General features: G+C 65.5%; 15 protein-coding genes and 2 tRNA genes. 8 read left to right on the forward strand and 9 right to left on the reverse strand.

Features of this window, described 5'->3' with window-relative positions; translation table 11 throughout:
• Nucleotides 1-17 precede the first annotated feature (17 nt).
• Nucleotides 18-91, reverse strand: a tRNA-Gly gene (locus SGRAN_RS12935).
• Between the two features lie 125 nt (nt 92-216).
• Between SGRAN_RS12935 and dinB the strand changes: the two genes are divergently transcribed.
• Complete coding sequence (gene dinB / locus SGRAN_RS12940; protein ID WP_067184251.1) at nt 217-1,338, forward strand: DNA polymerase IV; 1,122 nt, start codon at nt 217-219, stop codon at nt 1,336-1,338.
• Here dinB and SGRAN_RS12945 read toward each other — a convergent pair.
• Both SGRAN_RS12945 and SGRAN_RS12950 read right to left on the reverse strand, forming a co-directional pair.
• Complete coding sequence (locus tag SGRAN_RS12945; protein ID WP_148650873.1) at nt 1,331-1,795, reverse strand: hypothetical protein; 465 nt, start codon at nt 1,793-1,795, stop codon at nt 1,331-1,333. The genes dinB and SGRAN_RS12945 overlap by 8 nt on opposite strands.
• Before the next feature lie 60 nt (nt 1,796-1,855).
• Entirely contained in the window at nt 1,856-3,451 is a 1,596-nt protein-coding gene (locus SGRAN_RS12950; RefSeq protein WP_067184256.1) for a peptide chain release factor 3, read from the reverse strand.
• A 77-nt stretch (nt 3,452-3,528) separates the two neighbouring features.
• On the opposite strand from SGRAN_RS12950, the gene SGRAN_RS12955 reads away from it, so the two are divergent.
• Both SGRAN_RS12955 and SGRAN_RS12960 read left to right on the forward strand, forming a co-directional pair.
• A complete protein-coding gene (locus SGRAN_RS12955) occupies nt 3,529-4,167 on the forward strand; it encodes a hypothetical protein (protein ID WP_067184259.1) in 639 nt (212 codons plus the stop codon).
• A 748-nt stretch (nt 4,168-4,915) separates the two neighbouring features.
• Nucleotides 4,916-5,719 carry an enoyl-CoA hydratase-related protein gene (locus SGRAN_RS12960; RefSeq protein WP_067184262.1) on the forward strand — a complete coding sequence of 268 codons (804 nt, stop codon included), beginning with the start codon at nt 4,916-4,918 and terminating at the stop codon, nt 5,717-5,719.
• A 195-nt stretch (nt 5,720-5,914) separates the two neighbouring features.
• On the opposite strand, the gene SGRAN_RS12965 is transcribed toward SGRAN_RS12960, so the two are convergent.
• Entirely contained in the window at nt 5,915-6,628 is a 714-nt protein-coding gene (locus tag SGRAN_RS12965) for a COG3904 family protein (RefSeq protein ID WP_067184265.1), read from the reverse strand.
• Nucleotides 6,612-7,169 carry a hypothetical protein gene (locus SGRAN_RS12970; RefSeq protein WP_067184267.1) on the reverse strand — a complete coding sequence of 186 codons (558 nt, stop codon included), beginning with the start codon at nt 7,167-7,169 and terminating at the stop codon, nt 6,612-6,614. The genes SGRAN_RS12965 and SGRAN_RS12970 overlap by 17 nt, the downstream gene beginning before the upstream one ends.
• A gap of 148 nt (nt 7,170-7,317) precedes the next feature.
• On the opposite strand from SGRAN_RS12970, the gene SGRAN_RS12975 reads away from it, so the two are divergent.
• Nucleotides 7,318-7,764 (forward strand): RrF2 family transcriptional regulator, encoded by a 447-nt coding sequence (locus tag SGRAN_RS12975; protein ID WP_067107506.1) that lies wholly within the window; start codon nt 7,318-7,320, stop codon nt 7,762-7,764.
• Between the two features lie 75 nt (nt 7,765-7,839).
• Here SGRAN_RS12975 and SGRAN_RS12980 read toward each other — a convergent pair.
• Both SGRAN_RS12980 and SGRAN_RS12985 read right to left on the reverse strand, forming a co-directional pair.
• Nucleotides 7,840-7,915: transfer RNA gene (locus SGRAN_RS12980), tRNA-Ala, on the reverse strand.
• 122 nt (nt 7,916-8,037) lie between these two features.
• Nucleotides 8,038-8,358, reverse strand: coding sequence for an FYDLN acid domain-containing protein (locus SGRAN_RS12985; RefSeq protein ID WP_067107503.1), 321 nt, complete (start codon nt 8,356-8,358; stop codon nt 8,038-8,040).
• Between the two features lie 125 nt (nt 8,359-8,483).
• On the opposite strand from SGRAN_RS12985, the gene aroA reads away from it, so the two are divergent.
• The 4 genes from aroA (at nt 8,484) to SGRAN_RS13010 (ending at nt 13,173) form a co-directional block, all read left to right on the forward strand.
• Complete coding sequence (aroA, locus tag SGRAN_RS12990; RefSeq protein WP_067184269.1) at nt 8,484-9,812, forward strand: 3-phosphoshikimate 1-carboxyvinyltransferase; 1,329 nt, start codon at nt 8,484-8,486, stop codon at nt 9,810-9,812.
• On the forward strand, nt 9,809-10,438 hold the full coding sequence (cmk, locus tag SGRAN_RS12995) for a (d)CMP kinase (RefSeq protein WP_067184272.1): 630 nt from the start codon (nt 9,809-9,811) through the stop codon (nt 10,436-10,438). The genes aroA and cmk overlap by 4 nt, the downstream gene beginning before the upstream one ends.
• A gap of 545 nt (nt 10,439-10,983) precedes the next feature.
• Nucleotides 10,984-12,693 (forward strand): 30S ribosomal protein S1, encoded by a 1,710-nt coding sequence (gene rpsA / locus SGRAN_RS13005; RefSeq protein WP_067107495.1) that lies wholly within the window; start codon nt 10,984-10,986, stop codon nt 12,691-12,693.
• 201 nt (nt 12,694-12,894) lie between these two features.
• Nucleotides 12,895-13,173, forward strand: coding sequence for an integration host factor subunit beta (locus SGRAN_RS13010; RefSeq protein ID WP_067107492.1), 279 nt, complete (start codon nt 12,895-12,897; stop codon nt 13,171-13,173).
• A 38-nt stretch (nt 13,174-13,211) separates the two neighbouring features.
• Here SGRAN_RS13010 and SGRAN_RS13015 read toward each other — a convergent pair whose 3' ends face one another.
• Nucleotides 13,212-13,979: an ABC transporter permease gene (locus tag SGRAN_RS13015; protein WP_067184276.1), complete on the reverse strand. Its 768-nt coding sequence runs from the start codon at nt 13,977-13,979 to the stop codon at nt 13,212-13,214.
• Nucleotides 13,976-14,935, reverse strand: coding sequence for an ABC transporter ATP-binding protein (locus SGRAN_RS13020; protein ID WP_067184279.1), 960 nt, complete (start codon nt 14,933-14,935; stop codon nt 13,976-13,978). Before SGRAN_RS13020 ends, SGRAN_RS13015 begins: the two co-directional genes overlap by 4 nt.
• Between the last annotated feature and the right edge of the window lie 42 nt (nt 14,936-14,977).

Genomic DNA, 14,977 nt, shown 5'->3' on the forward strand with positions numbered 1-14,977 from the left:
GTTCTCGGAAGGGGGTCTGGAGCGGGTAGCGGGAATCGAACCCGCCTAGCTAGCTTGGAAGGCTAGAGCATTACCACTATGCTATACCCGCGTCTCCAAGGTCGGCGGCGATTGCCATTTCGGCCCGCATTCGTCAAGCGTCGACGTCGGATCGGGCGGGGGCAGCGGGCCGGCGCCGCGATTGAGAACATCATGGCAACATGATAGGATGGGCGCGTGAGCGAGGGCAGCGACAGCGGTGCGGAGGGCGCAGGCGGCCCGGTGCGCAAGATCATCCATGTCGACATGGACGCCTTCTACGCTTCGGTCGAGCAGCGCGACGACCCGGCCTTGCGCGGAAAGCCCGTTGCGGTCGGTGGCTCATCGCGGCGCGGCGTGGTTGCCGCCGCTTCTTATGAGGCTCGAAAATTCGGGGTTCGCTCCGCAATGCCGAGCGTCACCGCCAAGCGGCGCTGCCCCGACCTAGTCTTCGTCCCACCGCGCTTCGACGCCTATCGCGAGATTTCACACCAGATCCGCGCCATCTTTCGCGACTATGCCGACGAGGTCGAGCCGCTGGCGCTCGACGAGGCCTATCTCGACGTCACGCGCGACAAGGCCGGACTGGGCAGCGCGACCGCCGCGGCGCGTGCGATCCGCGCCCGTATCCGCGCCGAGACCGGCCTCACCGCGTCAGCCGGCGTCTCCTACAACAAGTTCATCGCCAAGCTTGCCTCCGACCAGAACAAACCCGACGGGCTGACCGTCATTCCGCCGCGCCGGGGCGCCGCCTTCGTCCAGACGCTGTCGATCCGCCGCTTTCACGGCATCGGCCCGGTGACGGCGGCGAAGATGGAGGGGCTCGGCATCTTTTCCGGTGCCGATCTGGCGGCGAAGGACAGGGCGTGGCTCGCCGCGCATTTCGGCAACAGCGCCGAATGGCTCCACAATCTGGTGCGCGGGATCGACCATCGCCGCGTCAAGTCGAACCGGCCGCTCAAGTCGCTCGGCGGCGAGCGGACCTTCTTCCACGACCTGATCGCCGACGTCGAGATCCGCGAGGCGCTCGCGCATGTCTGTACCGTCGTCTGGGACCGCGCCGCCAAGCGTCATGCGCGCGGCCGCACGGTAACGCTCAAGCTGCGCTACGCCGATTTCCGGACGATCACGCGGGCGAAATCGGTCCCCTTCCCCATCGGCGACGGCGCGGCGTTGCTCGCGGTGGGCGAGGCGATCCTGGCCCCGCTGCTGCCCGTCGAGCAGGGCATCCGCCTGCTGGGGGTGACGCTGAGCAAGTTCGAGGGGGAAGAGGAGGAGGAAGCCCCCGCCGCACCTAGTGACCTGCTCAGTCTTATCTGACCGCTAGCGCGGGCGCGAAGCGGCGGATCGCCACCTGCATCTTCGGTGACATCGCCTTGAAATCGCAGCGGATCAGCGGCTCGTCCATTTCCTGAATCTCGTCCCGAAAAGGTGCGCCAACGCGGTAAAGCGCGCGATCCGTTTCGACCCGCTTGATGCGGAAATAGCCCGCGCCGTCGTAGCCGCCGAACTGCATCTGGGTGAAGCCGTCCGGCCCCGCGCGCGTCTGCGTGATCGGTTCGAGTTCGGCGGCGGGGCCCATGCTGCCGTTGGGGCCATAATAATAGAGCGCGCCCCAGCGCGTTCCGTCGAAGACATAGCCGTGATGCACCGTGGCGCATTTTTCGGTGTCGTTAGTCCAGAAACCCGGCGCGATCGGCAGTTCGATCGCAGGCTGTGCCCCGGCCGGCGTTCCGTTCATCAGCGCCGCGGCGGCGATCATTCCCAAAGCGCGCATCCATCCCCTCCCCACCCATGGTCGAACGTGACGTCATGGTGGCGGAATCGCTGCGGGCGATCAACCCGCGTCGGCGAACCGCCGCTCCTTGGTCGCGGTGAAGCGGATGGCGGGGTGGCGCTGCGTCACATAGCCGACCTCCCACGCGTCCTTCGCCATGAACACCGGCGCGCCATCGCGGTCGGCCGCGCTCGCGCCACGATGGTCCGACTGAAAGGCCTTGAGCGCCGCCGGATCGTCGCTCGCGATCCAGCGCGCCGTGTCCCACGGCGATGCCTCCAGCTTCGCCTCGACCTTATATTCGGCCTCGAGACGGCTGATCAGCACGTCGAGCTGCAACTGGCCGACGACGCCGACGATCATGTTCGACCCGATTTCGGGATAGAAGACCTGGATGATCCCCTCCTCCGCCATGTCGTCGAGCGCCTTTCGGAGCTGCTTGGTCTTGGTCGGATCGACCAGCGCGACGCGGCGCAGGATTTCGGGCGCGAAATTGGGCAGGCCGGTGATGGTAACGTCGCTGCGTTCCGACAGCGTGTCGCCGACGCGCAGCGTGCCGTGGTTGGGAATGCCGATGATGTCGCCGGGCCACGCTTCCTCGGCCATTTCGCGGTCCTGCGCGAGGAACAGCATCGGGCGGCTGATCGCGATCGCCTTGCCCGTCCCGCCCTGCGTCAATCGCATGCCGCGCTCGAACTTGCCCGAGCACAGGCGCATGAAGGCGATGCGGTCGCGGTGCGCGGGGTTCATGTTCGCCTGCACCTTGAAGATGAAGCCGGTGACGGCATCGTCGTCGGGGCGCACGGGCGCAGGCTCGGCGGGCTGCGGCTGCGGCCCCGGCGCATGCGCGGCGAGTGCGGCGAGCAGGTCGACGACGCCAAATTCCTTGAGCGCCGACCCGAAATAGACTGGCGTCAGGTCGCCGCCGCGATAAGCCGCCGCGTCGAAGGGCGCATAACCCGCCGAAGCCAGTTCGATCTCTTCGTTGAACTGGTCGAGCGCGCGCGAGTCGACCGCCGCCGCCAGCTTCGGATCGTCATGGCCGGCGAGCGCGATCCGCTCGCCCTCGAATGCGCGCGAAGCTTCCTTGCCCGGGACTGCCAGCGACGGTTCGACGAGATCGTAGAGGCCGGAGAAGGTTCCGCCCATCCCCACCGGCCAGTTCATCGGGCAGACGTCGAGCGCGAGCCGGTCGGCGACCTCGTCGAGCAGTTCGAAGGGCGACTGACCTTCGCGGTCGACCTTGTTGATGAAGGTGACGATCGGCACCGATCGCAAGCGGCACACTTCGAACAGCTTCAGCGTCTGCGGCTCGATGCCCTTGGCGGCGTCGATCACCATCACCGCACTGTCGACCGCGGTCAGCGTGCGATAGGTGTCCTCGCTGAAATCCTCGTGCCCCGGCGTGTCGAGCAGGTTGAAGACCAGCCCCGCATGCTCGAAGGTCATCACCGACGATGTGACCGAGATGCCGCGCTGCTGCTCGATCTTCATCCAGTCGGAGCGCGCGCGCCGCGCCTGCCCGCGCGCTTTCACCTCGCCCGCCATGTGGATCGCGCCGCCCGCGACGAGCAGCTTTTCGGTCAAGGTGGTCTTGCCCGCGTCGGGGTGCGAGATGATGGCGAAGGTGCGGCGGTCGGGACGGTTCTGGGACATGGCGCGGGCGGTTAGCAGGGTGCGGGGCGAGTGGAAAGGGGCTGGCGCCGCCGCCATCGCATAGGCAAGAGCGGACAATGCGAAACTCCCTTCTTGCCCTCGCGCTGATCGGCGCGCCCGTCGCCGCGCAGGATTCACCGTTCATCGGCGAATACGGCCTTGCCGAAGGCCCCGACGTTGGCGGCGGCCTGCTGATAAGGAACGACGGGCGTTTCCAATATGGGCTCGCTGCGGGTGCGCTCGACGAACGCGCCGAGGGGCGCTGGGAAGCGCGCGGGGCCATGATCTGCCTGACCACCGACCCCAAGCCGGTGCCGCCGACGATGTCGAAAGGCACGACCGGCGAGATCGACGGCGCGGTGCCCACCATCCTCGTCACCTGGCCGAACGGCCGGACCATCGCAGGCGTCGATTTCACGATCGGTTTCGACAGCGGCGCGCCGATCGACGGCTACACCCAATATGACGGCTGGACGATGCCCGACGACGACCCGCGCATCCCGCGCTGGATCGAGGTGCGCGAGCCGATTTACGGCATCACCGCGCCGCGCTTCGACCTGACCGGAGCCGACGGCGGCAAGCTGCGCGTGATCATCGAACCCAACGACATCGGCGTCGTCGATTTCGAGGGTGCGTGCGCTGAGCGCACCGAGCGCGGCCTGACATTGCATCGCGCCGAGGGCACCATGCGGTTCGTGCGGGTGGGTGACGAATAGGGCCTATCGACATATGGCGAATCACCCGCGACATTTTATTTCAAAGTATACGAAAGTCACACGACGTCCCCCTCCATTTCGTCTCCTGAGCCGGGCTGAAGCCGTGGCGGAAGGGAGGAGAGAGGGCGAACGGAGCGGCGCATCGCGAAAGGGCTATCATGCCCCGATATTAGGAAAGCGCTGCGGTTCCGGGAGTAGCGCCCGCCCTTCACCTTCGTCATGCTGAACTTGTTTCAGCATCCATGGCCGGGACTCGAAATCGGCGCCGCGCCGAAGGAAACGGCAGACCATGGACCCCCGGATCGGGTCCGGGGCAGGCTCTGAAACAGGTTGGGATATGTACCCTTCAGGCAAGTAGGGAGCTGTTCCCCGGCGAAAGCCGGGGTCCACGCGGGGCAGCGTTGTGCCATCTGAACCCCGGCTTTCGCCGGGGAACAGTGACTTGTCGAAAAGGGATAATTGCCAAACCGGTTCAGGGTGACGAGAAAAGGAATATCGCGCTTCGGCCGATACCTGGCATTCCACGAAATTTGCGCAGAGGCGCAAAGATCGCAGAGATGAAGCGCGCGCGCCTCTGCGATCTTTGCGCCTCTGCGCGAATCCGATTCAAGGTTGGCGCCCATGACCGCTATCGGTCGTTTCCAGCCGTCGCCATCCGATCTCCCCTCCCCCTTGCACTCGCCCCACAAATGGGTCACATCCTTACGTGAACGTAAAGGTAAAGCAGCCCCGAGAGGATTTCTTCCCCATGACCGACCTTCCGACCTTCGACACGATCAAGCTTGCCGTCGCCGACGATGTCGCGACCATCACGCTGAACCGGCCTGAGCGGCTGAACTCGATGCCACCGGCGATGGCCGACGATATTCGCGCGGCGCTCGACTGGATGGGCGTGCTCGGCGCGCGGGCGCTGCTGATCACCGGCGAAGGGCGCGGCTTCTGTTCGGGCGCCGACCTGGCAGGCGACCGCAGCGCGTCGGCGGTCGGCGGCGGCGCTAACAGTCGCAAGGCGCTGCGCAACCATTACAATCCGATGCTGCTCGCGCTCGCGAACCTCGACATTCCCGTCGTCACCGCGGTCAACGGCCCCGCCGCCGGCGTCGGATGCAGCTTCGCGTTGTCGGGCGACTTCACCCTCGCGGGCAAGAGCGCCTATTTCCTCCAGGCCTTCGTCAACATCGGACTCATCCCCGACGGCGGATCGTCGTGGCTGCTGCCGCGGCTGATCGGCCTACCGCGCGCCACGCAGATGATGATGCTGGGCGAAAAGATTCCGGCCGAGCAGGCGGCAGACTGGGGCCTGATCTACAAGGCGGTCGCGGACGACGCCCTGATGGCCGAAGCCCAGGCACTGGCGAAGCGCCTTGCGAGCGGCCCGACGGTCGCGCTCGGCACGATGCGCCAGGTGCTGCGCGGCGGGCTGACCCAAAGCTATTCCGATACGCTCGATGCGGAGGCGATGGGCCAGTATCGCGCCGGCAACAGCGCCGATGCGGTCGAAGGCGTCGCGGCCTTCCTTCAGAAGCGCAAGGCCGCGTTCAAGGGGCAGTAAGCCCTTCACCACCGAATCCGGCATTGTCGTCATTGCGAGCGCAGCGAAGCAATCCAGAGCGGTTTACGCACACTCTGGGTTGCTTTCCTCGGATCAGGTCCGGGGCAGCAATGACGGAGAAGTGAAAGATTCCGGACGCTTCATCGTGATGCCGCCTGATACTTCGGCGGGATAACGTCCGTTGCGACGCCCCCGTCACTCGACCGCGTAGGTCACGCCATATTTCAGCGCCTCCTCCAGCGTCAGGCAGCGGCGGGTCGACTTGTCCGCCCCGCTGCCCTTGACCGCCTTTTGCCGATACATCACCTCGGTCAGCAATTTGCGCGACACGCCCATCCGGATCAGGAAGTCGTTGTCCTCGCTCGCCAGCAGCGCGCTGTCCTGTTCGACGTCGCCGATCAGTTCGGTGGTCGCATCGGTGCCCATCGCCACGCTCTGGTCGATCGCGGCGCGGTCGCCGGTGCTGGTGAACATGTGGACGATGAACTCGCCGCCGGGTTCGATGATTCGCGGGGCGCCGCCCATGAACACGAAGTTGCAGGCGCTGAAGCAGGCCCAACCGCTGGGGATGCGCGTGCCGAGACCGGTGTTCGACCGGATGATGCGCCCCGCAGCATTGCCCGCGCGCGCGTCGCCGCCGGGCGAACGCAGCCAGATCTCGCTGACGTCGGGGTTGGCCTTCAGCGCCGCGGCGAGGCGTTCGGGCAGGCCCGGATCGACCCGCCCTTCGGCCAGCATGACCTTCATCCGACCACGCGTCTCGACGGTCAGCGTCATCGTCGCATTGGTCGACCAGTTGGGATTGAGCGGACAGGTGGGGTTCAGTGGGTCACGCTCGGTCGCCGCGGTCAGCGAGGTCAGCGCCAGTGCCCCCGCCAGCACGCGGGACAGGTCAGGCAGCCAGGACATAGCGCGCGTCGTCCGGCCCCTTGCACATCCGCTTCGTGACGCGCGTCTCTTCCCCGTCGACGATGATGAAATCGTTGACGGTCATACACTTGCGGCCGCCGTCCTCCTGATTGATCGACGCGACGGTCGACGAACCGCTGACATTCTCGCGCGTTTCGCTGGTCCAGTTCGACGTCGCGCCCACCGCCTCGCCGCGCGTGACCTCTTCGGTTGCCTGCGCCGCCTGCACCTGTTCGGCGGGATCGAGCCGGCAGGCGATCGCATCTGTCAGCGTCCCGCTCACCTCCGCGATCGGCACATAGCTGTAGACGCCGGCCCTGCTCGCCGCGTCGCCGACGGCATCGCGGATCACTCCGCCCAATATGCTGCGCCCGACGCCGCTGCCCTTCTTGCCCTTGGGACAACCGCCATTGTCGTCACTGCTCGGGCTCGGTGCCGGCGTCGTCACTTTGCGCAGCAGGCCGCCGAACTGCGCCTGGGCCGGCCCAGCGACCAGCATGCACGCCGCGAGAACCGCCGGGCCTTCGAATAGCTTCCGCATCGCCCTATTCCTTGTCGCGCCCGAAACGGGCAAACTGCGCGATCCCATTGGCGTCGATTCATGCCACCCACTGTGATTTTCATCAACCTTTCCCGAATCTCATCCAGACAGGTTGAATTAAGCTGGAATATGTCACAGTAACGCCGCCATGCTCTCGCAAAAGACCCGCTACACGATCCGCGCCTTTCAGCATCTTGCCGACCATTGGGGCAAGGGGCAGGTGCAGCTTGCGGATATTGCAGACGCGCAGAACATCCCGCCCAAATTCCTGACCGTCATCCTGTCCGAGATGGCGCGCGAGGGGCTGCTGATCTCGCAGCGGGGGCGCGATGGCGGCTACCAGCTCGCGCTGCCGCCGGTCGACATCAGCTATGGCGACCTCGTCCGGCTGACGCGCGGATCGCTAGCGCTCGTGCCCTGCGCGGCGCGCAACGCGCACGAGCATTGCAAGAACTGCCTGCCCGAAAGTGAATGCCGGCTGCGCAGCCTGATGCTGCGGGTGCGCGACGACACCGCCTCGATCCTCGACCGCATCACGCTCGCCGATCCGATCATGCTGGAACCGCTATTCGAGAAAGAGGAACTCGCGCTCTGACGTCCCCTGTCAGTTTCGCAAGAAAAAGACCCGCATGCTGTCGCATCGGGCCGTTTCCGGGTCGGGTTGTCGAAATGGTGGAGCCTACCGGGATCGAACCGGTGACCTCTACAATGCCATTGTAGCGCTCTCCCAGCTGAGCTAAGGCCCCGCGCCATTTCGGACGATCGCTCTGGGTGATGCGATCGGGACGCCGCCTTTACCAGCGCGTGTCCCATATGCAAGGGGCCAAATGCATCGCGCGATGCTTTTTTGGCCCCATGCGTCCGATTGTCAGTTTTCGTCGTCCTCGTCGTCGCCGGTCGCGACGCCCAGATCGTCGTCGCCGCCCAGATCGACGTCATTGTCGGGCGAATCGCTGTCCTCGTCGACATCGACGTCCAGATCCAGATCGTCGTCGGCCGCCTCTTCCTTGGCCTTGCCGGGCTTCTCGACTTCCTCGAACGGCATCGGCTGCTTCGATTTCAGCACCGATTCCGGAATCCAGGCATAGCCGCAGTTGATGCAGGTGACCGGGTCGTCGTTGGTCAGATCGTAGAATCGCGTCGCGCATTTCGGGCAGCTTCGCTTCGCGCCCCATTCAGCCTTTACCATAGAAGCCTCGTAACCCTTTGAAGGAATAAGATAAATTTCGGAGAAAGGGCGGCACCGGAACAGCCACCCGCCAAATCGGCGTGCGCCTTGCCAGATTGTTTGCCCGCTGTCAAAAGCCGCACGCCATGACAGACCCCAACCCCAGCCCGCGCGCCTTTTCCGCTTCCGCTCCGCTGAAAGGTAAGATCGCGATTCTCGGCGACAAGAGCATTTCGCACCGGGCGCTGATGCTGTCAGCGCTGGCGGTCGGCACGAGCCGCGTCACGGGGCTACTCGAAGGGCATGACGTGCTCGCGACGGCGGCGGCGATGCGCGCGATGGGCGCGAGCATCGAGCGGACGGGCGACGGCGAATGGGTAATCGACGGCGTAGGCGTAGGCGGCCTGCTCCAGCCGCGCGAAGCGCTTGAAATGGGGAACAGCGGCACCTCGACGCGCCTCCTGATGGGCCTTGTCGCGAGCCATCCGATCACCGTCACCTTCACGGGCGACGCCAGCTTGTCGAGCCGCCCGATGGGACGCGTCATCGACCCGCTGTCGCAGATGGGCGCGGACATATCGGCCTCGCCCGGCGGGCGCCTGCCGCTGATGGTCCGCGGCCTCGCGCCGGCGATCCCCCTCGCCTACCGCCTGCCGATGGCGTCGGCGCAGGTGAAGAGCGCGGTGCTGCTCGCGGGACTGAACACGCCGGGCATCACCGAGGTGATCGAGCCCATCCCGACGCGCGACCATAGCGAGCGGATGCTGAAGGGCTTCGGCGCCGACCTGAACGTCGAGACCGACGGCGACGGCACCCGCCGCATCCACATCCGCGGCGAGGCCGAGCTTCGGCCGCAGACGATCGCCGTCCCCGGCGACCCCTCGTCGGCGGCCTTCTTCATCGTCGCGGCGCTGATCGTGCCCGGATCGGACGTCGTCATCGCCAATGTCGGCCTCAACCCCACGCGCGCCGGGCTGGTCGAGGTGCTGCAGGCAATGGGCGGCGATATCGAACTGCTCGACCCGCGCGAAGTCGGCGGCGAGCCGGTCGCCGACCTGCACGTCCGCCACAGCGCGCTGAAGGGGATCGAGGTCGATCCCGCCATCGCGCCGAGCATGATCGACGAATATCCGATCCTGTTCGTCGCCGCCGCGCTTGCCGAAGGGCGCACCGTCACCACCGGCCTCGACGAACTGCGCGTCAAGGAGAGCGACCGGCTGGCGGTGATGGCCGCCGGTCTCACCGCCATCGGCGCGCAGGTCGAGGAAAGCGCGGACGGGCTGGCAATCGACGGCACCGGCGGCGACCCGCTGCCCGGCGGCGCGACCATCGCCGGCCACCTCGACCACCGCATCTGCATGAGCTTCGCGGTCGCGGGCCTCGTCGGCAAGGCACCGGTGACGATCGACGATATGGGCCCGGTCGCGACCAGCTTTCCCAATTTCGAGGCGCTGCTCGAAAGCCTGCAGGCATGATCGTCGCCGTCGATGGTCCCACCGCTTCGGGCAAGGGGACAATCGCGCGCGCGCTGGCGGCGCATTTCGGGCTGCCGGTGCTCGACACGGGGCTCCTCTATCGCGCCGTCGGCTATCAGACGCAGCTCGACCATGGCGATCCCGACGATGCGGACGATGCGCTCGCCGCGTGCGATTTTCCCGACAGTCTGCTGAACGATCCGGCGCTGCGCTATGAAAGCACCGGCAGCCTCGCGAGCCGTGTGTCGATCCATCCCGCGGTGCGGGCGGCGCTGTTCCAGCGGCAGGTCGATTTCGCCAACCAGCCGGGCGGCGCGGTGCTCGACGGACGCGACATCGGCACGGTGATCGCGCCGCACGCCGACGCCAAGCTGTTCGTGACCGCCACGCCAGAGGAGCGGGCGCGGCGGCGCCATGCAGAGATGCTGGGGCGCGGCGTCGAAGTCACCTATGACGCGGTGCTCGCCGACATCCATGCCCGCGACGCGCGCGACACCGGGCGCACCGACGCACCGCTGCGCCGCGCGGCGGATGCACTGCTGCTCGACAATACGACGCTGGACCGGGATGCGGGCATCATGGCAGCGATCGCATTTGTCGAGGATAAAGTCGGGAAGCGGGGCTGAAAGAAGATATTCGCGCAGAGGCGCAGAGATCGCAGAGGGTAAAGTGAAAAGGATTCACGCGGAGGCGCGGAGAGATGGCGCTTGCCGCGAAGCGGCTTTCTTCTGCAACCTATCTGGAACCGCGATGCGGGGGAGCAAGAAGGGCCTATCGGCCCAAACCATAATCTCCGCGCCTCCGCGTCTCCGCGTGAACCAAAATCCTCTGCGATCTCTGCGCCTCTGCGCGAATATCATCTGCTCCACCATTCAAGGCTCAGCCGTCTCGACCGGCACGCCCTTTTTCCTTGCCGAAAACCGCCTCCCCGCTTATATGCGCGCCGTCCGACGGGCGGTTTGCCGGTCGAGGCACGGATGAACCGTCGCTCCCACCGGAGCGTCGGGCGTGACGGGGCACCCTCGTCGCGCCCTTTTTGCTTTGCCCGTGGCTCACCTTGCGAGGCGCCCCGACGACGTCCTGTTTCGCATTCGGCGGGCAGGACGGTTCGGCCACAAGACCAGCGGACCCAACCGCTTGGCCGGAAACATGTGAAGTAAGGAAATCATCTATGGCCTCTACGGCTTTTCCGACGCGCGACGATTTCGCCGCGATGCTCGATGAATCGCTGGGCGGCGCCGACGGCGGCTTTGAAGGCCGCGTCGTCAAGGGCACCGTGACCGCGATCGAAAACGACCTGGCAGTGATCGACATCGGCCTGAAGAGCGAAGGCCGCGTGGCGCTTCGCGAATTCGCGATGCCGGGCCAGAAGGCCGACCTGAAGGTCGGCGACGAGGTCGAAGTCTATGTCGACCGCGTCGAGAACGCCAATGGCGAAACCATGCTGTCCCGCGACCGTGCTCGCCGCGAAGCCGCCTGGGACCGGCTGGAAGAAGAATTCAACAAGGAAGCCCGCGTCGAGGGTGTCATCTTTGGCCGCGTCAAGGGCGGCTTCACCGTCGACCTCGGCGGCGCGGTGGCCTTCCTTCCGGGTTCGCAGGTCGATATCCGCCCCGTGCGCGACGTCGGCCCGCTGATGGACCTGCCGCAGCCCTTCCAGATCCTGAAGATGGACCGTCGCCGCGGCAACATCGTCGTGTCGCGCCGCGCGATCCTCGAGGAAACGCGCGCCGAACAGCGTTCGGGCCTGATCCAGAACCTGGAAGAAGGTCAGATCATCGAAGGCGCGGTCAAGAACATCACCGATTACGGTGCGTTCGTCGACCTCGGCGGCATCGACGGCCTGCTCCATGTCACCGACATGAGCTACAAGCGCGTCAACCACCCGAGCGAGGTGATCAATATCGGCGACACGGTGAAGGTGCAGATCATCCGCATCAACCGCGACACGCAGCGCATCAGCCTAGGCATGAAGCAGCTTGAGGCCGATCCGTGGGAAGGCGTCGCCGCCAAATATCCGGTCGGCGCCAAACTGAAGGGCACCGTCACCAACATCACCGACTATGGCGCGTTCGTCGAGCTGGAGCCGGGCATCGAAGGGCTGGTCCACGTCAGCGAGATGTCGTGGGTCAAGAAGAACGTCCACCCCGGCAAGATCGTTTCGACGAGTCAGGAAGTCGACGTCATCGTCCTGGAAGTCGACAGCGACAAGCGCCGCATTTCGCTGGGCCTCAAGCAAGCGCAGTCGAACCCCTGGGGTGCCTTCGCCGAAGCGCATCCGATCGGTTCGGTCGTCGAAGGCGAAGTCAAGAACGCGACCGAGTTCGGCCTGTTCGTCGGTCTGCCCGGCGACGTCGACGGCATGGTCCATATGTCGGACATCGCCTGGGGCATCTCGGGCGAGGAAGCGCTGCATCTCCACCGCAAGGGCGAGCAGGTGCAGGTCGTCGTTCTCGACGTCGACGTCGAGAAGGAACGCATCAGCCTCGGCATCAAGCAGCTTGAAAAGGGTGCTCCGGCGGTCGGCGCCGGCGCCGGCTCCGGCTCGCTTAAGAAGAACGAGACCGTCACCGTCACCGTGCTCGAAGTCCGCGACAACGGGCTGGAAGTGCAGGCCGGCGACGACGGCGCGACGGGCTTCATCAAGCGCGCCGACCTGGGCCGCGACCGCGACGAGCAGCGCCCCGAGCGCTATCAGGTCGGGCAGAAGTTCGACGCGATGGTCACCGGCTTCGACCGTTCGAAGAAGCCGACCTTCTCGGTCAAGGCGCTGCAGATCGCCGAAGAGAAGCAGGCCGTCGCGCAGTACGGCTCGTCGGACTCGGGTGCGTCGCTCGGCGACATCCTCGGCGAGGCGCTGAAGGCCGGCAAGAAGGACTGATTTCCTCCTTTCGCGCCAGAGCGAAGAAAAGGCCCGCAGAGTGTCCCTCTGCGGGCCTTTTTCTTTCGGCGATAGATTTTGACGGGATAGCGATTCGTGATAATCTCGGCGCCGCGTCGGGAGGGGTCCTACGCATCGTCGCCGGCAACGGCCGGATAACCCGCGTCCGCGGGATGCGCGTGGCACATTTAGGGGAAGCAGATGATCCGGTCAGAACTGGTTCAGAAGATCGCGAGCGAAAACAGCGATTTGCGCCTGGAGGAGGTCGAGAGGATCGTCGACGCCTTCTTCGATTCCATCATCGAGCAGCTCGCTGCGGGCGGACGGGTGGAATTGCGTGGTTTCGGCGCCTTTTCGACGCGCGCGCGCGAATCGCGAACGGGGCGCAATCCCCGCACCGGGACGCCGGTCGCGGTCAAGGCGAAGAACGTCCCCTATTTCAAGCCCGGCAAGGAAATGCGCGAACGGTTGAACGACTGAGGGGGTCACATCTTACGGCGGTTGGCGATGTGCTTGCCTCAATTCTTGAGCCGATATCCCGTCCGGAACACCCAGAAGATCACCGCAAGGCACAGCGCGAGAAAGATCGCGACCGCGCCCATGCTGACGCCGATGCCGACATCGCCGCGGTCGAAGAAGGTCCAGCGGAAGCCGCTTATCAGATAGACGACCGGGTTGAACAAGGTCAGCGCGCGCCACGCGGCCGGCAGCATGTCGATCGAATAGAAGGCGCCGCCGAGGAAGGTCAGCGGGTAGACGACAAGCAGCGGGATGACCTGCAACTGCTCGAAGCTTTGCGCCCAGATGCCGATGATGAAGCCGAACAGGCAGAAGGTCACCGCCATCAGCACCATGAAGGCGGCCATCAGCAACGGATGCGCAACCTGGACATCGACGAACAGGTGCGCGGTCGCGAAGATGATCGCACCGATGATAACCGACTTCGTCGCCGCCGCCCCGACATAGGCGATCAGCAGTTCGAGCGGCGACATGGGCGACGAGAGCATCTCGTAGATCGTCCCCGTCCATTTGGGCATGTAGATGCCGAAGCTGGCGTTGCTGATGCTTTCGGTGAACATCGTCAGCATCATCAGCCCCGGCACGATGAAGGCGCCATAGGGCACGTCGCCGACCGCGCTCATCCGGCTGCCGATCGCCGAGCCGAAGACGACGAAATAGAGCGTCGTAGTGATCACCGGCAGCAGCAGGCTGGTCCAGAAGGTGCGCCCGAAGCGCGCCATTTCGAACCCGTAGATGGCGCGGATGCCGCGGAAATTCCCGATCATGCCGTGGCCCCCTGCGCGCCCGCGTCGTCGCTTTTCGATTCGTGGACCAGCCCGACGAAAATCTCCTCGAGCGAGCTTTGCCGTGTGTGGAGGTCGCGAAAGGGAATGCCAAGATCGCTCAACCGCCGCAGCAGCGACGGGACGCCGGTCGCCTCGGCCTGGCTGTCGAATTCATAGACGAGTTCGTGCCCCTCGCCCGCGAGTTCGAGCGACCAGTCGTCGAGCCCGGCGGGAAGGGCGGCCAGCGGCTCCGACAGGTTGAGCGTCAGCGTCTTGCGGCCCAACTTCTTGATCAGCGCGTCTTTGTCCTCGACGAGGATGAGCTTGCCCTTGCTGATCACCCCGACGCGGTCGGCCATCTCTTCGGCCTCCTCGATATAATGGGTGGTCAGGATGATGGTGACGCCGCGGTCACGCAGGCCGCGCACCATGTTCCACATGTCGCGGCGCAGTTCAACATCGACGCCCGCGGTCGGTTCGTCGAGGAAAAGGATTTCGGGTTCGTGGGACAGCGCCTTGGCGATCATCACGCGGCGCTTCATGCCGCCCGACAGTTCGAGGATCTTCGCGTTTCGCTTGTCCCAAAGCGACAGGTCGCGCAGCAGTTGCTCGATGAACGCCGGATCGCGCGGCTTGCCGAACAGCCCGCGCGAGAAGCTGACCGTCGTGATGACCTTTTCGAATGCGTCGGTATGGAGTTCCTGCGGCACCAGCCCGATCATCGACCGGGCGGCACGATAGTCGCGTTGATGATCGTGCCCGCCGACAATCACCGCCCCCTCGCTCGGCGTCACGATGCCGCAGACGATGCCGATCAGCGTCGTCTTTCCCGCGCCGTTCGGTCCCAGCAGCGCGAATATCTCGCCTTTGTCGATCGTCAGGTCGATGCCGCTCAGCGCGCGGTGGCCGCTCTTGTAGGTTTTGCCGAGGTTGGAAATCTGGAGCACGGCCGTCATTGCGCCAGTCTAGCCGACCCCATTCGCCGGGTGAAGCGGCAA

This window comes from Sphingopyxis granuli, assembly GCF_001559015.1.
Taxonomy (GTDB): domain Bacteria; phylum Pseudomonadota; class Alphaproteobacteria; order Sphingomonadales; family Sphingomonadaceae; genus Sphingopyxis; species Sphingopyxis granuli.